Below are 23688 nucleotides of genomic sequence, written 5' to 3' on the forward strand. Positions count from 1 at the left end.
GCCGCCGAAAGCTCGTGCTAGGCGCGAAGAATGTTGTCTGTCCTTATCAAGACCCTGCCCTTCTTCGGCCTGATCGCGACCGGTTATCTTGCCGGCCGCACGCGGTTCTTTACCGACGAGGCAACCGCATATCTGACCAAATTCGTGTTCTACTTCGCGCTCTCGGCGATGCTCTTTCGATTCTCGGCAAACCTGTCGCTGTCGGAAGTGATAAGCTGGCCCTATATCTGGGCCTATCTGAGCGGCACTTCGATGCTCTACGCATTCGCCATTCTCATTGCGCGTTTGCGCGGGCTGGCCTGGGACGAATGTGCGGTGGAGGCGCAATGCGCGGTGATCGGCAATGCGGGCTTTCTCGGCGTGCCGATGCTGACGCTGCTGCTGGGCCCGGAAGCCATCGGGCCAGTCATGATGGTGCTGGCGGTGGACCTGTTGGTTTTCAGTTCGATGATCGTCATCGTCATTACCGGATCGCGCGACGGACGGATCGCGCCCGGAGTGCTGATCTCGGTGGGGCGCGGGCTGACGCGCAACCCGATGATCGTTTCCATCGGTGCGGGTTTTGCCTGGTCGGCGCTGCAATTGCCGATCCCGGTGCCGATGAACGAGTTCCTCGACCTGATGGGCGCGGCGGCGACGCCCTGCGCGCTTTTTGCCATTGGCGCTTCGCTCGCATCCAAGAATGCCGAGCGGCTGTCGGTGGCTGTGTGGCTCTCCTCGGCCAAGCTTCTTCTGCACCCGGCGATGATCGCTGTCATGGCGTTGCTGGTCTTCCCGGTCGAACCTTACGCGGCGGGTGTGATGATTGCCTGCGCGTCGCTGCCCGTCGCGGGCAATGTCTATATCCTCGCCCGCCACTATGGCGTGGCGCCTCAACGGGTCTCCACCGCGATCCTGGTCTCCACCGCCGCATCCGTGCTGACGGTTTCGACCGTGATCGCCTGGGTCGGTTGACAGGGTTGTCCGGCGCGCCACCGCAGGCTACGCCTAGCGAAACGCAGGAGGAGCTTGCCATGCAAACGTTGTCCGAGAACCGCTGCTTCGGCGGCATGCAAGGGGTCTACAAGCACGGCTCGAATGCCTGCGAGTGCGACATGACCTTCGGCCTCTATCTGCCGCCGCAAGCCGCGTTGGGTCCGGTTCCGATCCTGTGGTATCTCTCCGGGCTGACCTGCACGCATGAGAACGCCATGGTGAAGGCCGGGGTACAGGCCCATGCCGCCGCTCATGGCATGGCGGTCGTCTTTCCGGACACCTCGCCGCGCGGCGATGGCGTGACAGATGACGAGGCCTATGACCTCGGGCAGGGTGCGGGATTCTACGTGAACGCCACGCAGGAACCCTGGGCGCCGAATTTCTCGATGTGGGATTACGTGGCCAATGAGTTGCCGCTCCTGCTCGAAGCGCATTTCCCGGTCGATGCCGCGCGACAGACGATCACCGGGCATTCCATGGGCGGGCATGGCGCGTTGACACTGGCAATGGGGCTACCGGGGCGGTTCGCTTCCGCCTCTGCCTTCGCCCCCATCGCCAACCCTTCCGCCTCGGATTGGGGGCGCAAGCAATTGGCAGCCTATCTCGGACCGGATGAGAGCGTCTGGGCGGATCACGACTCGACCATACTCATGCGGACGAAGGGCTTTGACGGCCCGGTGCTTGTGGACCAGGGCAGCGAGGACCAGTTCCTCGACCTGCTGAAGCCGCAGGTGCTGGCCGAGGCCATGGCGGCCCGTCGGCAGGAGGGCAGCTTCCGGATGCAGAAAGGGTACGACCACTCCTACTTTTTCGTCTCCTCCTTCATGGGCGATCATGTTGCCTTCCACGCAAGAGCACTGGGGCTTTCGTGACAATCTATATCGATGCCGATGCCTGCCCGGTGAAAGCCGAGGCCGAGCGGGTCGCCACACGCCACAAGGTGGAGATGGTGCTGGTCTGCAATGGCGGAATTCGTGCGCCGGACAACCCGCTGGTGCGCGTGGTCTATGTCGATCAGGGGCTGGACGCGGCCGACCGCTGGATCGCGGAACAGGCGGGGCCAGGGGATGTTGTCGTGACCGCCGACATCCCGCTGGCAGCGGACTGCATCGAAGCGGGGGCGCTGGTGCTAAAGCATGACGGCGAGACGCTGACCCAACGCAACATCGCCAATGTGCTGGCCGCGCGGAACCTGATGACGGAGCTGCGCAGTGCCGATCCTCTGGGCGCGGGCGGCGGTGGCCGACCGTTTTCCAAGGCGGACCGGGCGCGGTTCTCGCAGGCGCTGGACCGGGTTCTGGTGCGCGGGCGTTGACACTGGCGGCCATTCGGCGAGGGTAGGCGCGACCTCAAACCGGAGTGCCTTTCATGTCCGTGGAACTTGTTATTTTCGACATCGGCAATGTGCTGATCGAGTGGAATCCCGAACGATATTACGACGCCGCCATTGGCCGCGACCGCCGCGAGGCGATGTTCGCGGAGGTGGATCTGCATGGGATGAACGATCAGGTGGATCGCGGCGCCGATTTCCGCGCCACGATCTATGAAACCGCCGAACGCTACCCGGAATGGCGCAACGAGATCCGGATGTGGCATGACAACTGGATCGAACTGGCGCAACCGGCCATCGATCATTCCGTCCGCCTTCTGCGGGCGCTTCGGGCAAAGGGTTTTCCGGTGCAGGCGCTGACCAATTTCGGCATCGGCAGCTTCGAGGTCGGCGAGGCGCATTACCCCTTCCTGAAGGAATTCGACAAGCGCCACATCTCCGGGCACATGCAGGTGATCAAGCCGGAACCGCGCATCTATGAAATGGTCGAGGAAAGCTGCGGTTTCGCGCCCGAAACCATTCTTTTCGTGGATGACCGGGTCGATAATATCGCCGTGGCCGAGGCGCGCGGCTGGCAGGGCCACCTGTTCGAGCATCCGCGGGGCTGGGCGGATCGTCTCGTGGCCGAAGGGCTGTTGTCTGTCGAGGAAGCGGAATGAGCACGCCATTTGTTCCCTTCGAAGCAGAGCGCGATCTCGACTGGATCGCGCTGACCGACGCGCTGGCCCGCGCGCATGACCTGCCCAAGGCGGCGGTGACCGACAGCTTTCTCTATCGTGGGAAAGACACGCTTCTGAACCGCGCGGCCTGGATTGACGGGCTGGGCAGCCTGGTGAAAACGGCGACGATCTTTCCGGGCAATGCGGAGCATGGGTTGCCAGCGGTGAATGGCGGGGTGACGCTCTATTCGGACAAGACGGGCGTGGCCGAGGCGCTGCTGGATTTCCACCTGGTGACGAAGTGGAAGACGGCGGGCGACAGCCTGCTGGCGGCGCGACGGCTGGCGCGACCCGACAGCCGCAGGATCCTTGTGCTGGGGGCGGGAACCGTGGCGGCCTCGCTGATCGAGGCCTATGGCGCGGCATTTCCGGCGGCGCGTTTCGAGATCTGGAACCGGACGCCGGAAAAGGCAGTCGCGCTGGCCGAGCGCTATGGGGCGTCAGTTGCGGAGGACCTGCCGGAAGCTGTCGGGCGCGCCGATATCGTAACCTCGGCCACCATGTCGACCACGCCGATCCTGCATGGCGAGTGGCTGCGGCCCGGTCAGCATGTGGACCTGATCGGCGCCTATCGGCCCGATATGCGCGAAGCCGACGATGCGGCGATGGTGCGCGCGCGGATCTTCGTGGATAGCTACGATACAACGATCGAGCATATCGGGGAGCTGATCGAACCGCTGCTGAGCGGGGCGATAGGCAAGGCCGATGTGGTGGCGGATTATTACGAGTTGGCGGCTTTCGAACGCGCGCCGGAGGACATCACGCTGTTCAAGAATGGCGGGGGCGCGCATCTGGACCTGATGACAAGCCGCTACATTCTCGAAGCATGGAAGGGCTGACAGGGCGGCATCCCCTCCGGCTCTGGCGCTGGCGCACCGCCCGCCGATTGGGGCGGCGCGCGCTTCGCGCGCGTTTGCCGCTCACAGGTCAGGCGAGACGGGCGCCCAGCGGCCGTTCGTTGACCGGCAGGTGAACAAGGGCCGAGAAAGCGCCGACGCCAACGCCAACCCACCAGACCATCGTGTAGTCGCCGGTGATGTCGTAGAGGCGCCCGCCGAGCCAGACGCCGACAAACGATCCGAGTTGGTGCGAGAAGAACACGATCCCGTAGAGGGTCCCCATGTAGCGCAACCCGTAGATCTGGGCGACGAGGCCGCTGGTGAGCGGGATGGTCGCCAGCCAGAGCGACCCCATGGCCAGCGAGAACAGCACGACCGTCGCGGGCGTGATCGGGGTCATGATGAAGGCGGCGGCGACGAGTGTTCTCAGGGCATAGATCGTCGCCAGCAGGTATTTCTTGGAATAGTGCTTTCCGAGCCAGCCGGCGAGCAGGGTGCCGCCGATATTGGCAAGTCCGATCAGGCTGATCGCCACGGCGCCGAGCGCAGATGTCGTCCGGATGCCCAGCCCGTCCAGCAGCCCGCCGGTCTGGATCGGACCGCACATCTCGGTGACGAAGGCGGGAAAATGGGCGGTAACAAAGGAAAGCTGGTAGCCGCAGCTGAAAAAGCCAAGGAAGATCAGCGTGTAGGATGGATCGCGCAGCGCCGCGCGTAGGATCTCGCCCATGCTTTCATCGGTCATGGCGCTGGTGCCGTCGGTATCGCTGCGCAGGAACGGCAGGAGCACCATCACCGCCAGAATTGCTGCGGCGAAGGCCACGAAGACGGTCTGCCATGGCATGAAGCCGAGCATCCATTCGGCCAGCGGCGGCCCGAATATCTGCCCGCCCGATCCGGCGGCGGTGGCGATGGCCAGGGCCATGGAGCGGTGCTCATCGCTGGCCGCGCGTCCGACAACGGCAATGATCAGCCCCATTCCGGTGCCGGCAATGCCGAAGCCCACGAGGATCTCAAGCCATTGGTGTTGGGCGGGCGTAACGGCGAGCGAGGACAGCAAGAGGCCGGCCGCATAGACAATGGCGCCCAGGAAGATCGCGCGCCGGTCGCCAAACCGTTCCGCAAGGGCACCGAAGATCGGCTGCCCGAACCCCCAGGCGAGGTTCTGGATGGCGATGGCGAGGGAGAAATCCGCGCGCATCCAGCCGAACTCCTCGGCAATTGGGATCTGGAAGACCCCGAAGGACGCCCGGATGGCGAAACTGATCAGAATGATGAAACAGCCAGCTACGAGGACGGGCGTTACAAGGGGCGTGTGCTTTTCCATTTCGGCATCCATCCACGATCTCGAATCCATCGTCAATCATGCGTGGGATGCGACGGAAGGCGGCTTTCCAATCGGAGCCGAGCCGCCTAAACGGTCTGCGATGACCGAGACATTGATCGAAATCTATAACGCCCGTGCGGCCGAGGGGCTGCTGACACCTGACGCGGCACAGGCCGCCGCCCTACCGGAGCTGGAACGGGTCCGCCATGAACTTGCCCATCGGCCCATTGCGAAGCCGAGAAGCGGGCTCCGGGGGCTGTTCTCGAAACCGGCGGAACCGGATCCGGTGCGGGGTCTGTATCTGTGGGGCGGCGTCGGGCGCGGCAAGTCCATGTTGATGGACATGTTCTTCGAGGCGGCGCGGACGGAGCGGAAGCGGAGGGTGCATTTCCATGCCTTCATGCAAGAGGTTCATGCCGGGCTGCACGAGGCGCGCAAGCGGGGCGTGGAGGACGCGATCCTGCCGGTGGCCGATGAAGTGATTACCCATGTGGACCTGCTCTGCTTCGACGAGATGCAGATCAGCGATATTACAGACGCGATGATCGTGGGACGCCTGTTCGAGCGGCTGTTTGCAGCCGGCGTGGTGGTGGTGACGACATCGAACCGGGTTCCGGACGATCTCTACAAGGACGGGTTGAACCGGCAACTCTTCCTGCCCTTCATCGAGATGATCAAGACACGGATGGTCGTGCATGAATTGATATCGGAAAAGGACTACCGGCAGGACCGGCTGTCCGGCTCGCCGGTCTATTTCACGCCGAACGATCACGCGGCACGGAAGATGATCCAGTCGGTCTGGGACGACTTTTCGGGCGGCGACGCGCCGCCCCTCATCTTGACGGTGAAAGCGCGTCCGGTGGAGATACCGGCCTTTCGCAACGGGGTCGCGCGCGCGGGATTCTTCGATCTGTGTGGCCACCCGCTGGGTCCGGCCGACTACCTCGCGATCGCCGAGGTGGCAAAGGTGCTGGTGCTGACGGATATTCCCTGCCTCGGGCGGTCGAACTTCAACGAGGCGAAGCGGTTCGTGACGTTGATCGACGCCCTGTACGAGGCGAAGGTGAAACTGATCTGTTCAGCAGCGGCCGCACCGGAGATGCTCTATCTCGAAGGCGAGGGGACGTTCGAATTCGAACGCACGGCCAGCCGTTTGCGGGAAATGCAATCGGCGGAGTGGTTGGCGGGCTGACGGTTCGGCAGAGCGATGCATCCGGAATTCCTGCAAATGACAGAAGAAATTGATTGGCGCGAACCGCCCTGTTCGCTGGTCCGGGGTGAGCCGTTGGCGGATCTTGGGGGCGCTGCCCCCAAACCCCCGGGATATTTCTGGTCAGAAGAAGTTCATGCCTCTGCATCGTCTTCTTCTGACCAGAAATATCCCCGCCGGAGGCACGATCCGAAGGATCGTTCGCGCAGTCCAGGGGCGCGCCGACAAACGGTCTTGGTCACCGTCCTTCACTTGTTGTCGCGCAGGATGACACCGGCCTGGTAGAGCGAGCCGCAGATCAGGATGCGGGCATGTGGATCTTCTGCGACGATAGCGGAAATGGCGCTTTGAGCGTTGTCGGCAGTTCGTGCTTCAATGCCAAGAGATCTGGCGGCATCGGCAAGCGTCTCTGGGTCGGATGAATTGGGTTCGTCCGGGATCGGGATTGCGGTGAGGCTCTTTGTATGTCCTGCAATCGGTTTGAGCACGTCGCCCGGGGCGCGGCTGTTCAGAAGCGCGAAGACGATATGGGTCGGGCGTGGCGGAAGCTGGTCGAGTGTGGCGGCGATGGCGCGGGCGGCGTGGGCGTTGTGTCCGCCATCGAGCCAGAGCTCGGCCTCCGGAGCGGTCTGCTTCAATGGCCCCATTGTGAGGCGCTGCATGCGTGCAGGCCAGCGCGCGTTGGTCATGGCAGCTTCACAGACGTCTTCGCCGGAGCCGAGCTGGCGAAGTACGGCCAGTGCGGTGCCGGCATTGTCGATCTGGTGTGGGCCGGCCAGTGCCGGAAGGGGCAGGTCCAGCAAGCCGATCTCGTCCTGGAAGACGAGGCGGCTGCGTTCTTCCCAGCTGTGCCAGTGCTGGCCCTGGGCGATCACGGGAGCGCCGAGGCGCGCGGCGCGGGATTCGATCACCTCCAGCGCGTCGTCCTCCTGGCGGCCGACAATGCAGGGGACGTGGCGTTTCAGGATGCCGGCCTTTTCGCCGGCGATCACGGCGAGCGTGTTGCCGAGAAAGGCCTGGTGGTCCAGCGCGATCGGAGTGATGACAGTCAGCAGCGGATCGTCGATCACGTTGGTCGTGTCCATCCTGCCGCCCATTCCGACTTCCAGCAGGAGGTAGTCGGCGGGCACATCCGCGAAGGCCGCAAACGCGGCGCAGGTCGTGGCTTCGAAGAAGGTGATAGGAGCGCCGTCATTGGCGGCGAGAGTGCGGGCAAGCAGGTCGCTCAGAGCCTGTTCCCTGATCTCGGCGCCAGCCAGAACGATACGTTCGTGAAAATGGACGAGATGCGGGGAGGTGTAGCAGTGCACGCGCTTTCCCGCGGCCTCCAGACCGGCGCGGATCATGGCCAGCGTCGAGCCCTTGCCATTGGTTCCGGCGATGTGAATGACGGGAGGTAGCCTGTGCTGCGGACGTCCGAGCGCGTCGAGAAGACGATATGTGCGGTCGAGCGAGAGGTCGATCTCGCTCGGATGCAGCGCCATCATTTGCGCCAGAAGATCGGCGCTCGGGCGCTGGCTCACGCAGTCTTTTCCGGCTTTTTGGGGGCTTCGGGCGCGGGGGCTTCGAGGGCAGGGGCGGTTGCCTCGTCGGGCGCCGGAAGCTCGCCTTTCACCGCGGGCGGCAGGCTCAGCATCAGCCGGGTGATCGTGATCAGTTCCTCGCGCAGTTCCTTGCGATGGGTCACGCGGTCCAGCATGCCATGATCGAGCAGGTACTCGGCCCGCTGGAAGCCCTCGGGGAGTTTCTCGCGGATCGTCTGTTCGATGACGCGCGGGCCGGCGAAGCAGATCAGAGCGTTCGGCTCGGCGATCTGGATGTCCCCGAGCATGGCGTAGGAGGCCGTCACTCCGCCCGTTGTCGGATGGGTGAGAACGACGATGTATGGCAGGCCCGCCTCGCGCAGCATCTCGACGGCGACGGTCGTGCGCGGCATCTGCATGAGCGAGAGAATGCCCTCCTGCATGCGCGCGCCACCGGCGGCGGAAAACAGGATCAGCGGGCGGCGAAGCTCAACGGCACGCTCGGCGGCGGCGATGATCGCGTTACCGACATACATACCCATGGAGCCGCCCATGAACGTGAAATCCTGGCAGGCGGCGACGATCGGCGTACGGCCCATCTCGCCTTCGGCCACCAGCATGGCCTCTGCCTCGCCGGTCTTCTTCTGGGCCGATTTCATCCGTTCGGGATATTTCTTCTGGTCGCGGAAATGCAGCGGGTCGGCCAGCGGCTCGGGCACCTTGACTTCGGCGAAGATGCCACCGTCAAAGAGGTCCGCAAAACGCTCCCGCGGGGTGATCGCCATGTGGTGATCGCAAGTGGTGCAGACGTTGAGATTGTCCTTCAACTCGCGGTGGAACAGCATGGTGCCGCATTCGGGACACTTGGTCCAAAGGTTCTCGGGAACCTCGCGGCGCGAAAACAGCGAGTTGATCTTCGGGCGAACGTAGTTGGATATCCAGTTCATCGGGGTCCTTCAGCGCCAGTTGCGCCCCTCAGATAGGCCCGTATCGCGTCAAATGCAAACGCTCTGATGCCCCGATCACCGGGTCAGCAGGCGCCGCGTTATCCACCAGACCACGACCAGCATTGCGAGCGAGAAGAGCAACCCCGCGACCAGGGAGGTGGAGACGCCTTCCGGCGTGATCGAAACAAAAAGGGCGAGGCCAGATACGCTTTCGCCGAGGGCGACGCCGAGCATCCCGAAGAGGTTGTTGCCGAAATGGATACCCATGGTGGCGCCGAGATTGCCGGTCTGCTCCGTGATGTCGGCGGCTATCAGGCCGAAAACAAATGCCGAGAGCAGCACGAAAGGCAGCGTATCCCCCGACGCCTGTGACCAGTGAAGCCCGGCAAAGACCAGCGATGGAAGGACCATCCAGATCCAGCGGGAGGAGAAACGGGCGGCGAGTTGCTGTTGCAGGTAGCCGCGGAACACGAGTTCTTCGGCGGCGGTCTGAATGAAGATGAGCGGGATGGCGAAGGGCAGGTAGCCTAGCCATTGTCCGAAGGGCAGGTTCGGCACCGGCGACTCCAGCACGAAACTCAACCCGACCAGGGCGAGATAGATCGGAACGAGCACGGCCAGCGCGGTTCCGAAACCGCGAAACCAGTCCGCCGGCGGGCCGAAAAGCGAGCCGGGGCCGCGGAAATGGAATGCCGCGGCCGAAAGCATCGGGCCGATGAAGAGCGCAATGAAGGTGATCAGCAGCAGGAACACCGCCAGCGGCGTGTCGATCCCGCCATAGCCCTGTGCCGCCGCGCGCAACCGGTTGAGCGCTGCCCCCGTGTGAACAGCGTTCATCGAGTCGATCTGGTTGACGACGGCGACGAAGGCGCCCATCAGCATCGCCGCGCCGGTGGCGAAGATGAAGGTGATCAACAACAGGCCAAGCAGGAGCCGCCAGAGTTGCGGGTAGAGCCGGGCTTCTTCCAGGGAGGCTTCGAATTCTCCGGTGCGCATGAAATCCTCGGTTGGTTCGGGAAATTGGTAGACTGCGCGCCGCATCGGCGCAATCGCGGGTTTCAGACCTTGAGTGCCACCCTGGCAGCAAGCCAGCCGCAGAAGAGCATCACGAACTCGGGCAGCATCTGTGCCGCGAGCCTTGGGTCGTTGGCCTCCATGGGAATGTGGAAAAGCGCCAGCCCGGAACCGGGGCCGAGCAGGGACGTGAAAAGGATAGCAGCGATGTTATTCGCCACGTGAAATCCGAGAGCCGCCCCGATGGAGCCTGTTCGCGCTGTCAGGTCGGCCGCGGCAATCGCAAAGAACGTGGCCCAGAGGGCGTAGTAGGGGGCGTTTGCGCCGGCCGTTTCCGGCGAGAGATGGGCGAGGCCGAAAACCGCCGAAGGCACGATGATCCAAAGCGGCATTTTCGGAAAGCGGGCGGCAAGTTGCTGTTGCAGGTAGCCGCGAAAGATAAGTTCTTCGGTTCCAGCCTGTATCAGGATCGCGGCCAACGAGATGGGAAGAAGCGCGATCCAGTTCCGTGTCGTCAATGCGGTGTTCCGGACCAGTTCGATATCCTTGGGCAGGATGACGGAGAGCACGATAAAGAGCGCTCCGACACTCAGCGTCACCCGGATCGCATCCGAGACCACCGCCGCGGCGGGGCCGAAGAGCGTTGCCGGGCTGCGGCGGTGAATCGAGCTTGTGACCATGGCCAGGCCAATGCCGAAAAAGCCGAAAGTGGTCAGGATATAGAGCGTGGCGAAGGCGCTGTCCTTGTCGAAGGTCGTGTTGTCGACCAGAAGCTGCGTCGTTTCCGGGCCGATCAGGTTCGAGGTCAGCGCGAAGACCAGTTGGTAGAGCGCCAGGCCGGCGAGGAAAGTCAGAAAGGTTCCCACGCCGGTGCGCCAAAGCTCCGCCGTCCCCTTGGCCGGGGCTACGAAATACCGGTGTTGTTCGTAGCGCATTGCGTTCCCTCTCGACCAAATGCCTAGGCTGAAGCGGGCCAGCTTGCAACGCCGGGAGCGACTTTGGCCCGGTCCGCGCGCGATTGGCCGGAAGTCGCTCATTGGCGCGCGATTGGATTGCTCCCGGTCCCAATGGAGATTAGGGTCTGCGCGATTTTGGCGCGGCATATGCACAGGCAGCATGACAACTTGGATTTCCAGTCCGGAGCTTTGGATGGCGACCCTTTTCGGGGCGGCGCTGCTGCTGTCCGTGTCCCTTGCCCAAGCGGCCACGTTCGGGCGTGAAGATAGCCCGTTGACCGGCTGGACGCACCTGCCGGTGCTGGACGAGTCGCTCGTGATCTCGGCGCCGCGCGGCTATTGCATCGATCCGCTCGCATCGCTGAGCGGGCATCGGGCCGCGTTCGTTCTGATGGCGTCCTGCCGTTCCGTGACCGGCGACCTGCGCGCCGCGCGCCCGGAAATCCAGGGCCTGCTGACGACCAGCGTCGACGGGCATGTCGGGCCGTTTCCCTCGCAAGGTGACCTGAGCCGCTTTTTTGGATCGGCCACGGGACGCGCCGCCTTGTCGCGCTCGGGCAACGCGGAGGCGATGGAGCTTGGCGCTATGTTCAGTCGCAGCGGCGTGCTCTTCCTTCGGGCCGATGAACGTGGTGAAGACCCCGCCTTGGGCGGTGCAAGCTGGCGCGCGGTTTTCGAACTCAAGGGCCACATGGTGACGGCCACCTTGCGTGACCTCGTCGGGCAACCGATCAAGGACTCCGAAGGGTTCCGGATCGTCGAAGAGCTTGTCGATGCCATCCTCTCGGCCAACCCGAACTCCACGGAATCCGAACCGGGCGCATTTTCTCGCCACTGATATTTGCAGCTCCGAAAGGTTTTGCCGTAAGGATGTTCCGTGGGTTACACGGGATCTTGCAATGTCTATGGGTGTCTCAAATCTGATTGGACGCGTTGCGGATCGCAGGGTCCTTCAACGCTGGACCCGGCTTGCGGATATTGCCGGCAATCTGGACTTCTCCGAGTTGAAATCCGCACGCGCCCGGGCAAACGACCTGCGCCGGGAAATCGACCGCCTGTGCCGGGCCGCCGATGGCAGGATGGCGGAGGTCGGGCCGGCCGGTTCCGTGGTGGAAGCGCCCGCCAATGCGGACTGGTCCTGGAGGCCGGACTTCTGGCGGATCGCCGCGGACCCGCCGGGCGTGGCCGGCGTTGCATCCGGAACGGTCGTCGGGCCGGGCGTGGCGATGTTCCACGATTGCCCGTTACAGGAAATCACCTTTCGCCAGTTGCGCAATCGTGGCGCGACGGATCTTGCCCCCTTCGGGTTGAACATGGATGTCTTCCGCTTCGAGGGCTCTTTCCTGTCGCTGGCGGTGGATCTGCCCCGGGAAGCGGTGGCCGGCCTGACGCGCCGCCACCTGATCGGGCTGCACGCGGCATTCCGTTTCGAGCGGCCGTTGGAGATATTCGCCCGGCTGAACATCCGCAACGGCCCGAATACCGATCAGCTCGTGCTGGAAATCGCCAAGGGGTCTAAGGAACGGAACGTGGAATTCGACCTGGCCTATTCGGAACTGAACGAGAAACGGATCGAAAGCGCCTGGCTCGATCTCATCTTCGAGGCGCCGCAGATGAGCCAGATCGAGATTCGGGACCTGACGATGTATCGTCGCCACCGCACGGAAATCTAGGAGCCGGGAATGCCGAAGCTGAGCGTGAGCAACGCGCGTTTGCGCGAAGGTGTTTGGAAGGGGCTTCTCGTCGCCTCGCAGGAGCGCACCGCGCCGCCGCAGATCGAGGTCATTCATCTGGCGACACCGCTGGATGGTGTCGAGCTGGAGGCGGACCGGGAAATGGCGAATGTCTGGACCCTGTCTGTCCCCATCCCGTCGAGGCTGATTTCGGATGGCGTGCAAACATTCCTGGTTCGCGAGGCCTCGCAGGGCGAGACGCTTGCGCGCTTCTCCATCGCGGCGGGCGAGCCGCTTCGGGAGGATGTGCTTGCAGAGCTGGACCTGTTGCGGGCCGAACTGGACCTGTTGAAACGGGCCTTTCGCCGTCATTGCGTCGAAGTGGCCGAGGGCTGATGCACGCTTGACGTGAACGTAAATCTATGACGCCGCGTTGCACGTGACTTCCCCGAAACGCCCCGTATTCTTCGGCGCAAACAGGGAGGATTTCATGACCGCGTACCCACATTTTCTGGCGCCGCTGGATCTCGGCTTTACCACGCTGAAAAACCGCGTGCTGATGGGCTCGATGCATACCGGTCTGGAGGAGACCCGGGATTGGGAGCGGGTTGCGACGTTTTACGGCGAGCGCGCGGCGGGTGATGTGGCGCTGATCGTGACGGGGGGCATGGCGCCGAACCGCGAGGGCGGGGTATTTCCCGGCGCGGCGGGGCTGTTCACCGAACAGGACATCGCCAACCACCGTATTGTGACCGACCGGGTGCACGAAAACGGCGGCAAGATCGCGATGCAGATCCTTCATGCGGGCCGCTATGCCTATTCGCCCGAATGTGTTTCGGCCTCGCCAGTCAAGTCGCCAATCTCGCCCTTCCCGCCAAAGGAGCTGGACGAAGAAGGGATCGAGAAACAGATCTCCGACATCGTCACTGCCGCCGCGCGGGCGAAGCAGGCAGGTTACGACGGTGTCGAGGTAATGGGGTCCGAAGGTTACTTCCTCAACCAGTTCCTCGTCACCCACACTAACAAGCGCACGGATCGCTGGGGCGGGCCTTACGAGAACCGGATGCGTCTGCCGGTCGAGGTGGTGCGGCGCTGCCGTGAGGCGGTTGGGCCTGACTTTATCATCATCTACCGCCTTTCGATGATCGACCTGGTGCCGAATGGCTCGACCTGGGAGGAGGTTGTCCAGCTTGCCAAGGCGATCGAGGCGGCGGGCGCCACGATCATCAATACCGGCATCGGCTGGCACGAAGCGCGGATTCCGACCATCGCCACCTCTGTGCCGCGCCGCGCTTTCACCTGGGTGACGAAGAAGCTGATTGGCGAGGTGTCGATACCGGTCATCACCTCGAACCGTATCAACACACCCGAGGTGGCAGAGGATGTTCTGGCCGAGGGTTGCGCCGACATGGTGTCCATGGCGCGTCCTTTTCTGGCCGATGCGGATTTCGTGAGAAAGGCCGCCGAGGGCCGGGGCGACGAGATCGCGCCGTGCATCGCCTGTAACCAGGCCTGTCTCGATCACACTTTCAGCGGCAAGCTCACGAGTTGCCTCGTCAATCCACGCGCCTGTCACGAGACGGAATTGAAGATTGAACCTGCCGTTGAGGTCAAATCGATTGCCGTGGTCGGCGCCGGTCCGGCGGGATTGTCGGCTGCGCTGACGGCGGCGGAGCGCGGCCACAAGGTCGTGCTGTTCGACAAGGCCAAGGCGTTGGGCGGCCAGCTCAACATGGCCAAGCGGGTTCCGGGCAAGGAGGAGTTTCACGGGCTGGTGGATTGGTTCCGCACCATGGTCGAGCGTTCGACAATCGAGCTGCGTCTCGGCGAGGAAGCGACGGCCGAGGACCTCGGCGGGTTCGACGAGGTTATCCTGGCCACGGGCGTCCGTCCGCGCGATCCGGAGATCCCCGGTCAGGACGGCGCGAATGTGCTGAGCTACATCGATGTCCTCCGCGACGGTGCCGACGTTGGCAAATCGGTCGCGATTGTTGGCGCGGGGGGTATCGGCTTCGACGTCGCGCAGTTCCTCGCCCATGCCGGCGAGAGCCCGACCGAGAACCCGGAGGCCTGGCGGGAAATCTGGGGCGTCGGCGATCCGTCCGAGGATCGCGGCGGGCTGGTGCCCGAGGGGCCGCAGCCGGAGCAGGCCGCACGGAAGGTCACGCTTCTGCAGCGAAAATCCGAAAAGTTGGGCAAGCGTCTGGGCAAGACGACAGGCTGGATTCACCGCGCCGAGCTGAAGATGCTGGGCGTCGAGATGCGCGGCGGAGTGAATTACGAGCGCATCGAGGCGGGGGGAATCCTCGTCAGTTCGGGCGAAGGGCACGAAAATCCGACCCTGATCGAAGCCGATACGATCGTGCTGTGCGCAGGGCAGGTTTCCGAACGCAGCCTGGCCAACACGCTCGAAGCGGCGGGGTGCAAGGTGCATGTGATCGGCGGCGCCGATGTCGCCGCGGAACTCGACGCGAAACGGGCGATCAACCAGGGCGTCCGCCTTTCAGCCGCGCTCTAACCTTCGGTCCCTTCCTACGCTCCGGGGCTTTTCCGGCGCTCGGGAGGTTGCTCGTTCCCGCGGGTGCGTCCCGTAAACACGCGACTCCCATTCACAGAGGTGAATGGTCAAATGTTTCCTCAGACACGACGATGCCCGATCAAATCGCGACATTGTCTGTAGTTTGCCCCAATCCCGCCGGATTTCGGGGAGATAAACGCTGGTAATGCAGAGAATGTGCACAGCACTGAGTTCATGAGGACCGCCCTATGGATCGCCTGACCGAAATGGAAGCCTTTGCCACCGTGGTGGATCAGGGTGGTTTTACGGACGCCGCAAAGAAGATGGGTATCTCCAAGTCGGCCGTATCGAAACACGTCTCCTCGCTGGAGGCTCGGCTCGGGGCACGGTTGCTCAACCGCACGACACGCCGCGTTTCGCCCACCGAGATTGGCCTTGCCTATTACGACCGCGCCCGACGGGTACTCAACGATGCCGGGGAAGCCGATGCGCTGGTGACCTCCATGCAATCGGCACCGTCCGGTCTCTTGCGGATTTCGGTCGCGACCGATTTCGGTGTGAATCATCTTTCGCCGATTCTCGGGGATTTCCTGTCGGAGTTTCCCGACATCACCGTGAACATGATCCTCAACAATCGCTATGTAGAATTGATCAGCGAAGGCTTCGACATGGCTATCCGGATCGGCGAGTTGGAAGACTCGACGCTGCGCGCCCGCAAGCTGACCGAAACCAGCAAGCGGATGATCGCCAGCCCGGCCTATTTCGCCCAGTACGGCCGCCCGGAGAAGATCGATGATCTTAACGAACACAAACTGTTGCACTATTCAAACCAGTCCTCGGGCAATGTCTGGAAGCTGACCGCGCCTTCGGGCGAAAAGCGTCAGGTTCGCACCGCAGGCTGGTTAACCGTCAATGACGGGCAATCGCTGCTCAACGCCGCCGTGTCCGGGCTCGGCATCGCCTATCTCCCGAGCTTCCTTTATGCCGATGCAATGAAGGACGGGTTGGTGGAGGAAGCGATCCCGGACCTCCCGCATGAATCGCTTGGGATCTATGCCGTCTATCCGCCGGGGCGCTTCACGCAGCCGAAGGTACGGGCATTTATCGATTTCCTGGTGCGCAGCTTTTCGGAGAAAGGTCCGAAGATCTGGTAATCGAACGACCCTCGATGTGAGAAACCTGGCCGGGGCAATGCTCCGGTCGTTTTTTGTCTGTCGTCCCGACACCCCGCAGATCCGGCCTGTGCTCCTGAGAATGGCCTATTGCGGACCCGACAGGACAACTTCGACCCGGCGATTCTGGGTCCGGCCACTTTCGCCGGCATTCGAGGAAATTGGCGACAGATACCCCACCCCTTCCGCAACCATCCGGGTGCCGGAAATCCCGTATTGCTGTGCGAGGCGATCCCGAACGGCCTTGGCGCGGGCACGGGACAGCTCGATATTGCTCGCCAGCGCGCCCTCGGTGTCCGTGTGGCCCACAAGAACGATCCGTATTTCAGGGTTTTGGTTCATCCAGTCCGCAAGCTGTTGCAGGGATTCGAAGTCATCTTCGGTCAACCGGGAGGAGCCGGTTTCGAAATTCAACCCTTCGAGCACGGCCCGGCCCGTTTGCACGAGTGTTCCGACCAGCGTGGAGCCATTCCCGGACGGAAGCGGGAGAGCGGGGGTGTCGGAATATGTGTCAGCGCGTGGCATGGGGCGAAGGGAATCCTCGGACGATCCGTCAATGTCGCGAGACCGTGTCGCCAGGCGGGGCTCGGCTTGCCCGACGCCCGTGAAATGTATGAAGCCACGATCGGAGGACCGGCTGACGACAAGGGCCACATATTCAAGGCCCTGCTCCGTTTCCCGCTTTGCGAGGAAGTAGCGGAAGTCGCCCAGATCCACATGCATCGCGGGTTCCGGAAGCAGGTCCATCGCGTAACGGAAACCGAAACCGCCGCAGTCGCGATCCTTGCATTCAAGCAGAGGCTCGAATCCGCCTTCAGCCAGACCTTCCTTCAGAGGGGACAGGATCTGGAACGTCGACAGGTCCGTGCCAGGAACTTGCCAGGCCTGGCGGGTCACCGCACCTTGCACGGATTTGGTTTCCAGCGCATTTCCCGCCAGTGGCGCGACCGGCAGGCGCAGGTCTTCCAGCGCTGCGCTCTGCTCCTCTTCCAGTCTTGCCCCCGCCGGGAGACCGGACAGCTGGGCGCTGGCTGCGGAGCAGGCGAGGCAAAGCAGAAGGCAAGGGGCGAGGGCGCGAGGTTTCATCGGTTCCGGCTGTGATATTCCCTGTTGGGGCGCATATCCGTCGCAGAGGCCAATCGATTGGTCATGTTGAAAAATCCAGCGACGGAGGCGATGTCCCAGATGTCCCGATCGGAAAACCCGACCGCCCGCAGCGCTTCCCGGTGGCTTTCGGACACGCTTGCGCTTTCGCGGGTCAGCAGCACGGAGAAATCGAGCATCCTCCGCTGCCGGTCCGACAGATCGGCAGCGCGGTAATTCATGACCATCTGTTCGCCAAGCTCCGGATCGCCCGACAATTCCCGAACCGCCTGGCCATGTGCGGCCTGGCAGTAATAGCAGCGGTTCTCGGAGGAGACGACAACGGCGATCATCTCGCGCTCCAGCTTGCTCAGGCCGCTGTCGGCAAGCATCAACTCGTTGTACATCGCCGAGAACGCATCGAGTTTCGAGATATCGAAGGTGTAGGCGCGCAGAACATTGGGCACCATCCCGATCTTTTCGGCGCAGAGGTCGAAATAGGCCTGCGTGTGCTCCGGCAGCCGATCCACCGGAGGCAGGTCGAGGGCCGTTGGCGCGTCGTCACCCATGCTTTTACCTTCCTTGATCAGCCTCTGTCGGGCGTTTTGATCCTGTAGTGATAGCCGCCCGTTGGGCGCATTCCCAGAGAAGAGTAGAGCGCATTGGCTGGTGTGTTGGCCTTCGTGACCAGAACGCAGAACCATTTCGCACCGAAATCGCGTGCCCAGATGGCGGCGCCCCGCATCATGTGGACGGCTGCGCCTTTCCGGCGAAGCCCCGGCGAGACCTCCAATGCGTGCAGCACGGCGATCTGCCCGTCCAGCGCCACGAAGGCAGTGCCAGCGGGCCTGTCGCTGTTGCGGCCGAGTATGGCGCATTTCTGTGTCTCAACTCTGTCCATCACGGCAAGGCGGTCCGGGCCGATGCCAGCTTCGCGCCAGATCTCCTCCTGAACGCGCATTGGCGGCCAGGAAACGTGGAAGGCCGCGACCGGCGGTGGCTGCACGGCAAGCGTCCCGATCTCCGACAGGTAGAGTGTCACTGGGTCCTTGATCCAATAACCCGCCGCTTCGAGGGCCGCATCCAGCGCCTCCTCTCCGGGGCGGATCATGGCGAGTGGAACTTGATGCAATGCGGCTTGTGCGCCCTCCATCGCCGGGATGGAAGGGGAGCGCGTTGTGGCAGAGGCGCTGGACACGCGCTGGCCGCCCCCGGCCCCTTCGCGTACATGCCAACCGGGAAGCTCGATGACCCGGCGTGCCGGCCATGTCGTCTCAGTCGCAGCGAAGAGCGCCGCCAGATCCGGCGTTGTCACATGTCGTCCTCCGGTAAGGAGCGGGCCAGGCGTGTCATCGCTGCGTCGATCCTTGCCGCATCGGTTCCGCGGATGACGACATGGGTGCCGTAGATCCCGTCTTTCATGAAGGGATAGGAGCCGATGGAAAGATCCTGAAAGTCTTCCGCCAAGATGGTGAGCGAGCCAGCGATCTCGCCCTCGCCATGGTTGATCCGGAGCGATTGCGACAGGATCGGGTCGCCACCCGTGAGCTTCGACAGGACCGAGGCGACCATGGATTCAAAGATGACGGGAACGCCCGCCATGACGTGCACATTTCCCAGAATGAAGCCGGGCGCGGCCGAGATCGGGTTGTCGATCAGCGTCGCGCCGTCGGGGATGCGCGCCATGCGCAGGCGGGCCTCGTTCAATTCCTGATCTGTCGCGTCGTAATGGGCCTGAAGCAGCGCGCGCGCATCGTTACGGATTCCGATCGGCGTGTCGAAGGCGGCGGCGATGCATTCGGCCGTGATATCGTCATGTGTCGGCCCGATGCCGCCGGAGGTGAAGACATGGTCATAGGCCTCTGAGAGCGCCCGCACCGCGGTGATGATCGCCTCGGGTTTGTCGGCCACCATGCGCACCTCGGTGAGGCGGATACCTTGATTGGTAAGCGCGCCCGCAAGGTGATGCATGTTGGAATCGCGGGTCCGGCCCGAAAGGATCTCGTCTCCGATCACCAGCATTGCGGCTGTCGGGTTGGCCATGGCGCCCTCCTGTTTTCTGGTCCTTGGAAAACGGTATAGGCCCGCGCGCAGATGTTTTCCAACCCCGTATGGCTGGCTCGTGACATTGTCTGTCCAGACATGAAAAAGCCCCCGCGGATTGTCTCCGCGGAGGCCGAATTTTCCATGCGATCGCGATCAGACGAAGAACTGACCGCCATTGGCCGAAAGCGTGGAACCGGTGATGAAGCCGGCATCCTCGGAGGCGAGGAAGACCACGCAGCGCGCGATTTCTTCCGGCTCGCCAAGGCGGCCGGCGGGAATCTGCGGGATGATCTTGGTGTTCAGGACCTGCTCGTCGATCGCCTTGACCATCTCGGTGGCGATATAGCCCGGGCAGATGGCGTTGACGGTGACGCCGAAACGCGCGCCTTCCTGCGCCAGAGCCTTGGTGAAGCCCAGGTCGCCGGCCTTGGAGGCCGAGTAGTTGGTCTGGCCGGCCTGGCCCTTCTGGCCGTTGATCGACGAGATGTTGATGATGCGGCCCCATTTGCGCTCGCGCATGCCCGGATAGACCGGATGGGTCATGTTGAACACGCCGTGCAGGTTGGTGTCGATAACGTCATTCCACTGCTGGACGGTCATGCGGTGGAACATGGCATCGCGGGTGATGCCGGCGTTGTTGACGAGGATGTCGACCGGGCCGAGATCGGCCTCGACCTGCTTGATGCCTGCCTCACAGCCTTCGTAATCGGCGACAGACCATTTGTACGTCTTGATCCCGGTGGCCTCGGAGAACTTGGCGGCAGCCTCCTCGTTTCCACCGAAGTTCGCGGCGACCTCGTAACCAGCTTCCTTGAGACCGACCGAAATGGCGGCCCCGATGCCGCGGGTACCTCCGGTGACGACTGCAACTCTTGCCATGGTTTCCCTCCACTGTGGCGTAATTCTTTGGTAACACTGTTAAAACACTTGGGGTATCTTTCGCAACAATATTGCTTCGGCAGGATGACGCAGCAAGTAACAGTGTCGTTTCGTAAAAAAAGAGGCGCCTTGTCCGGCGCCCCTTGGTGATTATTCCGCAGGGCGCGAGCGTCAGGGACGTTCGACGCAGAGTGCAACACCCATGCCGCCACCGATGCAGAGCGTAGCGAGACCTTTCTTGGCGTCGCGGCGCTTCATCTCGAACAGCAGCGTGTTGAGAACGCGGCAGCCCGAGGCGCCGATCGGGTGGCCGATGGCGATGGCGCCGCCGTTCACGTTCACGATCGACGGATCCCAGCCCATGTCCTTGTTCACGGCGCAGGCCTGCGCGGCGAAGGCTTCGTTGGCTTCGACCAGGTCGAGATCGGAAACCGACCAGCCGGCTTTTTCCAACGCTTTGCGCGAGGCGTAGATCGGGCCGACACCCATGATCGACGGGTCGAGGCCGGCCGTGGCGTAGGAGGCGATGCGGGCGAGCGGCTCGATACCACGCTTCTCGGCTTCCTCGGCGGACATGCACAGCACGGCGGCGGCGCCGTCATTGATGCCCGAGGCGTTGGCCGCGGTCACGGTGCCGTCCTTGATGAAGGCCGGGCGCAGCTTCTGCATATTCTCGATCGTGGCGCCGTGACGGATGTATTCGTCCGCGTCCATTACCGTCTCGCCCTTGCGGGTCTTGATTGTGAACGGAACGATCTCGTCAACGAACTTACCGGCCTTCTGTGCCGCTTCGGCCTTGTTCTGCGAGGCCAGCGCGAACTCGTCCTGTTGCTCGCGGGAGATTTGCCACTTGGCGGCCACGTTCTCGGCGGTCTGACCCATGTGGTAGCCGTTGAAGGCATCCCAGAGGCCATCCTTGATCATCGTGTCGATGTATTTCATATCGCCCATCTTCTGACCGGCACGCAGCGCGGCGGCATGGGGGCTGAGCGACATGCTCTCCTGGCCGCCAGCGGCGACAATGGACGCATCGCCGAGTTGGATGTGCTGGGCGGCGAGCGCGACGGTGCGCAAGCCGGATCCACAGACTTGATTTATGCTCCAGGCGGCGGATTCCTGCGGGAAGCCGGCATTGATATGGGCCTGACGCGCGGGGTTCTGGCCCTGGGCGGCGGTCAGCACCTGCCCGAGAATGGTTTCCGAAACTTCCGACGGGTCGATTCCGGCGCGTTCGACAACCGCCTTGAGAACGGCGGCGCCGAGATCATGAGCCGGAGTATTGGCAAATGATCCCAGGAAAGATCCTACGGCGGTCCGGCCGGCCGACGCGATAACGACGTTGGTCATGATGGCTCCTCATCAAATCTCGCAGGAGGGGTTTGCCGCCGTCATGGCGACCACCCTCATTTCCCCCTCCAGTCCGTATCTTGGTTAGGGGGCGGGGGGGACTCTGGCAACGGACAGGGTGTCCCACCCCCGTTAGAGCATGAAATTTTAGCTCAGCCTTCGCAAATTGGCGAAAAACAGCGCTTTTGCAAGCGGTTTGGACGTGGTGACGCAAATCGTTTTTGCAATCGTTTGAATTGCCGTGACGCCCGGATACTGGGATATCGAAAGGAGATTCGGGAGGGTTGGGGTCGTGTTCGAAACAGTGTCCGGCACCGGCTTTTGCAAAGGACGGCTCCGACTGTTACCTATCCGGCCCGCAAAATCTCCCGCGGGAAATCGGGCCAGGAGGGGCGCGTCGTCGGAACGCCGAAATAGTAGCCTTGCATGCAATCGGCGCCCATTTCGATCAGGAGTTTCGCGTCCTCCTCGCATTCGACGGCTTCGGCGACCGTGAACATGTCGAACTGCTTGGAGATGGAAACGAGCGCCTGGGTCAGAACCCGGTTGTCGGGATCGGAATGAATGCCCCGGATGAACTCTCCGGCGATCTTTATGATGTCGAAATCGAAGTCGCGCAGATGGCGGAAAGCGGTGTAGCCGGCTCCGAAATCATCCAGTGCAAAGCTCACGCCGATCAGCTGCATTTCCTCCATGAAGGCCTTGGTGATGTCCGGCATGGCGATGGTCGAGGATTCCGTGATCTCGATAATGAGGCGCTCCGCGACCGTCGGTCGGCCATCCAGCCCGGCGTGCAATGTCTTCGTCCACCGAGAGTAGCCGATCGAGCGCGCGGACATGTTGATTGCAAGCCGTAGCTCCGGCGCCCGGGCAAGCGTCTCCAGCCCAAGCTCCAAAGCCAGGCAGTCGATGATGCGGCCGGTCTCGGTATTCTCGCAAGCATTGATGAACTCGGCAGCGGGAATGATCCTGCCGGTATCGTCGAGTACGCGAATCAACCCCTCGAAAAAGGCAATGTGCTCCGGATTCCTGCAGGCAACGACGGGCTGAAAGGCCAGCAACACATCTTTTCGGTCTAGCGAGCGGCGAACCATCGAAAGGATGTCAGCGTCTCGTTCTGCGATGGCTGCATCCAGTGGGTTTGCTGCGCGTTCGACATTCATCGAAGCATACTCGTCGAATCCGGATTGCATTGCCTTCTCCGCAACTGGCTTGCCTTAGTTGCGCACCAAGGGTTGAAGGAACGGTAAACAGCGGCATTCTCCGAAAGTCGAAACGGATCAGGGGAAAACAATGAGCGACAGATGTGGTTGGGTCGGGCAGGAAGACATTTATGTCGCTTATCATGACGAAGAATGGGGCGTGCCGGAATTCGATGGCCGCACGCTATGGGAAAAGCTCGTGCTTGATGGTTTCCAGGCGGGGCTGTCCTGGATCACGATATTGAAAAAACGGGAAAATTTCCGCTCGGCCTTTCATGGTTTCGACCCCGAATTGATCGCGACATGGGGCGAAGCAGAGGTTGCTCGGCTGTTGCAGGACAGCGGAATAGTGCGCCACCGCGGCAAGATCGAGGCGACCATCGGGAACGCGAAGGCCTGGCTTGAAATCGAGCAACGGGAAGGCTTCTCGGCCTTTCTGTGGGACCGGATTCATGGACAGCCGATACAGAATCACTGGCAGACTCTTGCCGAGGTTCCGGCGCAAACTCCGCTATCCGTCGAGATCTCCCGCGATCTGAAAGCCGAAGGATTTCGTTTTTGTGGACCAACGATCGTCTATGCCTTCATGCAGGCCACCGGCATGGTGAATGACCATCTCGTGACATGTCCTCGCCATGATGAATGTACAAAAATGTCTTTATAATTCCCTAGCGTCATTTACTTAGTGGGAAGACGAGTTTGTCAGGCTGCTTGCCGGTAGGTGGAAAAAGTTGCCGGGGATTCTCGCCGATGTTGCGCAAATGGTTGATTTGCGAACGTTGCTACGACGTTGGGTTAACCATTTGTTAGGAGTATCCGGGCCAGTAGCGTAAACTGGGGCGAAAGGGGACTGGTAATGGCTAGGTCGATTTCTGACATCTTGCGGAACTCGAACCTTATGGGTGCTCTTCTCATCAAGGGTGATGAC

Annotated in this window: 24 protein-coding genes; 12 read left to right on the forward strand and 12 right to left on the reverse strand. The window is 62.5% G+C overall.

Annotated features, from left to right (window positions below; translation table 11 throughout):
• Window positions 1–30 precede the first annotated feature (30 nt).
• The 5 genes from BLR85_RS12125 to BLR85_RS12145 are packed head-to-tail and all read left to right on the forward strand — an operon-like array spanning window position 31 to window position 3863.
• Window positions 31–954 (forward strand): AEC family transporter, encoded by a 924-nt coding sequence (locus tag BLR85_RS12125; protein WP_093156043.1) that lies wholly within the window; start codon window positions 31–33, stop codon window positions 952–954.
• Between the two features lie 59 nt (window positions 955–1013).
• Entirely contained in the window at window positions 1014–1847 is an 834-nt protein-coding gene (fghA, locus tag BLR85_RS12130) for an S-formylglutathione hydrolase (protein WP_093156046.1), read from the forward strand.
• Entirely contained in the window at window positions 1844–2290 is a 447-nt protein-coding gene (locus tag BLR85_RS12135; protein ID WP_093156048.1) for a YaiI/YqxD family protein, read from the forward strand. The genes fghA and BLR85_RS12135 overlap by 4 nt, the downstream gene beginning before the upstream one ends.
• 53 nt (window positions 2291–2343) lie before the next feature.
• Window positions 2344–2964 carry an HAD family hydrolase gene (locus BLR85_RS12140; RefSeq protein ID WP_093156050.1) on the forward strand — a complete coding sequence of 207 codons (621 nt, stop codon included), beginning with the start codon at window positions 2344–2346 and terminating at the stop codon, window positions 2962–2964.
• A complete protein-coding gene (locus BLR85_RS12145; RefSeq protein WP_093156053.1) occupies window positions 2961–3863 on the forward strand; it encodes an ornithine cyclodeaminase family protein in 903 nt (300 codons plus the stop codon). Before BLR85_RS12140 ends, BLR85_RS12145 begins: the two co-directional genes overlap by 4 nt.
• Window positions 3864–3951: 88 nt before the next feature.
• Here the strand turns inward: BLR85_RS12145 and BLR85_RS12150 are convergent, their stop codons facing one another.
• Entirely contained in the window at window positions 3952–5190 is a 1239-nt protein-coding gene (locus BLR85_RS12150) for an MFS transporter (protein WP_093156147.1), read from the reverse strand.
• A gap of 100 nt (window positions 5191–5290) precedes the next feature.
• On the opposite strand from BLR85_RS12150, the gene zapE reads away from it, so the two are divergent.
• The gene (zapE, locus tag BLR85_RS12155) at window positions 5291–6382 is read left to right on the forward strand and encodes a cell division protein ZapE (RefSeq protein ID WP_093156054.1); all 1092 of its coding nucleotides are present in this window, start codon (window positions 5291–5293) and stop codon (window positions 6380–6382) included.
• Between the two features lie 266 nt (window positions 6383–6648).
• Here zapE and BLR85_RS12160 read toward each other — a convergent pair whose 3' ends face one another.
• The 4 genes from BLR85_RS12160 to BLR85_RS12175 all read right to left on the reverse strand — a co-directional run bounded on the left by BLR85_RS12160 (window position 6649) and on the right by BLR85_RS12175 (window position 10819).
• Window positions 6649–7887, reverse strand: coding sequence for a bifunctional folylpolyglutamate synthase/dihydrofolate synthase (locus tag BLR85_RS12160; RefSeq protein ID WP_093156150.1), 1239 nt, complete (start codon window positions 7885–7887; stop codon window positions 6649–6651).
• 32 nt (window positions 7888–7919) lie between these two features.
• Entirely contained in the window at window positions 7920–8870 is a 951-nt protein-coding gene (accD, locus tag BLR85_RS12165) for an acetyl-CoA carboxylase, carboxyltransferase subunit beta (protein WP_093156056.1), read from the reverse strand.
• Window positions 8871–8945: 75 nt separating this feature from the next.
• Window positions 8946–9866 (reverse strand): CPBP family intramembrane glutamic endopeptidase, encoded by a 921-nt coding sequence (locus tag BLR85_RS12170; protein WP_170844551.1) that lies wholly within the window; start codon window positions 9864–9866, stop codon window positions 8946–8948.
• Window positions 9867–9928: 62 nt separating this feature from the next.
• Entirely contained in the window at window positions 9929–10819 is an 891-nt protein-coding gene (locus tag BLR85_RS12175) for a CPBP family intramembrane glutamic endopeptidase (protein WP_170844552.1), read from the reverse strand.
• Between the two features lie 214 nt (window positions 10820–11033).
• Between BLR85_RS12175 and BLR85_RS12180 the strand changes: the two genes are divergently transcribed.
• From BLR85_RS12180 to BLR85_RS12200, 5 genes are all read left to right on the forward strand, one after another.
• The gene (locus BLR85_RS12180) at window positions 11034–11678 is read left to right on the forward strand and encodes a hypothetical protein (RefSeq protein WP_093156062.1); all 645 of its coding nucleotides are present in this window, start codon (window positions 11034–11036) and stop codon (window positions 11676–11678) included.
• A 61-nt stretch (window positions 11679–11739) separates the two neighbouring features.
• Window positions 11740–12513: a DUF6478 family protein gene (locus BLR85_RS12185; RefSeq protein WP_244520709.1), complete on the forward strand. Its 774-nt coding sequence runs from the start codon at window positions 11740–11742 to the stop codon at window positions 12511–12513.
• Between the two features lie 9 nt (window positions 12514–12522).
• Entirely contained in the window at window positions 12523–12909 is a 387-nt protein-coding gene (locus tag BLR85_RS12190) for a hypothetical protein (RefSeq protein ID WP_093156065.1), read from the forward strand.
• Window positions 12910–13003: 94 nt separating this feature from the next.
• Window positions 13004–15031: an FAD-dependent oxidoreductase gene (locus BLR85_RS12195; RefSeq protein ID WP_093156068.1), complete on the forward strand. Its 2028-nt coding sequence runs from the start codon at window positions 13004–13006 to the stop codon at window positions 15029–15031.
• Between the two features lie 248 nt (window positions 15032–15279).
• Complete coding sequence (locus BLR85_RS12200; RefSeq protein WP_068312910.1) at window positions 15280–16185, forward strand: LysR family transcriptional regulator; 906 nt, start codon at window positions 15280–15282, stop codon at window positions 16183–16185.
• A 105-nt stretch (window positions 16186–16290) separates the two neighbouring features.
• Here the strand turns inward: BLR85_RS12200 and BLR85_RS12205 are convergent, their stop codons facing one another.
• From BLR85_RS12205 to BLR85_RS12235, 7 genes are all read right to left on the reverse strand, one after another.
• Complete coding sequence (locus BLR85_RS12205) at window positions 16291–17289, reverse strand: OmpA family protein (protein WP_093156071.1); 999 nt, start codon at window positions 17287–17289, stop codon at window positions 16291–16293.
• On the reverse strand, window positions 17286–17855 hold the full coding sequence (locus BLR85_RS12210; protein WP_093156074.1) for a peroxidase-related enzyme: 570 nt from the start codon (window positions 17853–17855) through the stop codon (window positions 17286–17288). The genes BLR85_RS12205 and BLR85_RS12210 overlap by 4 nt, the downstream gene beginning before the upstream one ends.
• Before the next feature lie 17 nt (window positions 17856–17872).
• Window positions 17873–18601, reverse strand: a complete 729-nt coding sequence (locus tag BLR85_RS12215) for a GNAT family N-acetyltransferase (protein WP_093156077.1) — start codon at window positions 18599–18601, stop codon at window positions 17873–17875.
• Window positions 18598–19329: a competence/damage-inducible protein A gene (locus BLR85_RS12220; RefSeq protein ID WP_093156080.1), complete on the reverse strand. Its 732-nt coding sequence runs from the start codon at window positions 19327–19329 to the stop codon at window positions 18598–18600. Before BLR85_RS12220 ends, BLR85_RS12215 begins: the two co-directional genes overlap by 4 nt.
• A gap of 156 nt (window positions 19330–19485) precedes the next feature.
• Window positions 19486–20211 carry an acetoacetyl-CoA reductase gene (phbB, locus tag BLR85_RS12225; protein ID WP_093156083.1) on the reverse strand — a complete coding sequence of 242 codons (726 nt, stop codon included), beginning with the start codon at window positions 20209–20211 and terminating at the stop codon, window positions 19486–19488.
• A 171-nt stretch (window positions 20212–20382) separates the two neighbouring features.
• Complete coding sequence (locus tag BLR85_RS12230; RefSeq protein WP_093156086.1) at window positions 20383–21558, reverse strand: acetyl-CoA C-acetyltransferase; 1176 nt, start codon at window positions 21556–21558, stop codon at window positions 20383–20385.
• A 347-nt stretch (window positions 21559–21905) separates the two neighbouring features.
• Window positions 21906–22751 carry an EAL domain-containing protein gene (locus BLR85_RS12235; RefSeq protein ID WP_244520710.1) on the reverse strand — a complete coding sequence of 282 codons (846 nt, stop codon included), beginning with the start codon at window positions 22749–22751 and terminating at the stop codon, window positions 21906–21908.
• A gap of 100 nt (window positions 22752–22851) precedes the next feature.
• Between BLR85_RS12235 and BLR85_RS12240 the strand changes: the two genes are divergently transcribed.
• On the forward strand, window positions 22852–23424 hold the full coding sequence (locus BLR85_RS12240) for a DNA-3-methyladenine glycosylase I (protein ID WP_093156090.1): 573 nt from the start codon (window positions 22852–22854) through the stop codon (window positions 23422–23424).
• Window positions 23425–23688 lie beyond the last annotated feature (264 nt).

Origin of the sequence: Aliiruegeria lutimaris, assembly GCF_900099935.1 — a bacterium.
In the GTDB taxonomy this organism is placed as follows: Bacteria; Pseudomonadota; Alphaproteobacteria; order Rhodobacterales; family Rhodobacteraceae; genus Tropicimonas; species Tropicimonas lutimaris.

What these genes read in the sequence shown, in the direction of transcription:
- BLR85_RS12230 (WP_093156086.1), bottom strand. Translation starts at nt 21,558, where the DNA reads ATGACCAACGTCGTTATCGCGTCGGCCGGCCGGACCGCCGTAGGATCT.
- BLR85_RS12175 (WP_170844552.1), bottom strand. Translation starts at nt 10,819, where the DNA reads ATGCGCTACGAACAACACCGGTATTTCGTAGCCCCGGCCAAGGGGACG.
- BLR85_RS12200 (WP_068312910.1), top strand. Translation starts at nt 15,280, where the DNA reads ATGGATCGCCTGACCGAAATGGAAGCCTTTGCCACCGTGGTGGATCAG.
- BLR85_RS12220 (WP_093156080.1), bottom strand. Translation starts at nt 19,329, where the DNA reads ATGGCCAACCCGACAGCCGCAATGCTGGTGATCGGAGACGAGATCCTT.
- BLR85_RS12145 (WP_093156053.1), top strand. Translation starts at nt 2,961, where the DNA reads ATGAGCACGCCATTTGTTCCCTTCGAAGCAGAGCGCGATCTCGACTGG.
- BLR85_RS12240 (WP_093156090.1), top strand. Translation starts at nt 22,852, where the DNA reads ATGAGCGACAGATGTGGTTGGGTCGGGCAGGAAGACATTTATGTCGCT.
- BLR85_RS12150 (WP_093156147.1), bottom strand. Translation starts at nt 5,190, where the DNA reads ATGGAAAAGCACACGCCCCTTGTAACGCCCGTCCTCGTAGCTGGCTGT.
- accD (WP_093156056.1), bottom strand. Translation starts at nt 8,870, where the DNA reads ATGAACTGGATATCCAACTACGTTCGCCCGAAGATCAACTCGCTGTTT.
- BLR85_RS12205 (WP_093156071.1), bottom strand. Translation starts at nt 17,289, where the DNA reads ATGAAACCTCGCGCCCTCGCCCCTTGCCTTCTGCTTTGCCTCGCCTGC.
- BLR85_RS12185 (WP_244520709.1), top strand. Translation starts at nt 11,740, where the DNA reads ATGTCTATGGGTGTCTCAAATCTGATTGGACGCGTTGCGGATCGCAGG.
- BLR85_RS12190 (WP_093156065.1), top strand. Translation starts at nt 12,523, where the DNA reads ATGCCGAAGCTGAGCGTGAGCAACGCGCGTTTGCGCGAAGGTGTTTGG.
- BLR85_RS12160 (WP_093156150.1), bottom strand. Translation starts at nt 7,887, where the DNA reads ATGATGGCGCTGCATCCGAGCGAGATCGACCTCTCGCTCGACCGCACA.
- BLR85_RS12140 (WP_093156050.1), top strand. Translation starts at nt 2,344, where the DNA reads ATGTCCGTGGAACTTGTTATTTTCGACATCGGCAATGTGCTGATCGAG.
- BLR85_RS12125 (WP_093156043.1), top strand. Translation starts at nt 31, where the DNA reads ATGTTGTCTGTCCTTATCAAGACCCTGCCCTTCTTCGGCCTGATCGCG.
- zapE (WP_093156054.1), top strand. Translation starts at nt 5,291, where the DNA reads ATGACCGAGACATTGATCGAAATCTATAACGCCCGTGCGGCCGAGGGG.
- BLR85_RS12235 (WP_244520710.1), bottom strand. Translation starts at nt 22,751, where the DNA reads ATGCAATCCGGATTCGACGAGTATGCTTCGATGAATGTCGAACGCGCA.
- fghA (WP_093156046.1), top strand. Translation starts at nt 1,014, where the DNA reads ATGCAAACGTTGTCCGAGAACCGCTGCTTCGGCGGCATGCAAGGGGTC.
- phbB (WP_093156083.1), bottom strand. Translation starts at nt 20,211, where the DNA reads ATGGCAAGAGTTGCAGTCGTCACCGGAGGTACCCGCGGCATCGGGGCC.
- BLR85_RS12170 (WP_170844551.1), bottom strand. Translation starts at nt 9,866, where the DNA reads ATGCGCACCGGAGAATTCGAAGCCTCCCTGGAAGAAGCCCGGCTCTAC.
- BLR85_RS12195 (WP_093156068.1), top strand. Translation starts at nt 13,004, where the DNA reads ATGACCGCGTACCCACATTTTCTGGCGCCGCTGGATCTCGGCTTTACC.
- BLR85_RS12210 (WP_093156074.1), bottom strand. Translation starts at nt 17,855, where the DNA reads ATGGGTGACGACGCGCCAACGGCCCTCGACCTGCCTCCGGTGGATCGG.
- BLR85_RS12180 (WP_093156062.1), top strand. Translation starts at nt 11,034, where the DNA reads ATGGCGACCCTTTTCGGGGCGGCGCTGCTGCTGTCCGTGTCCCTTGCC.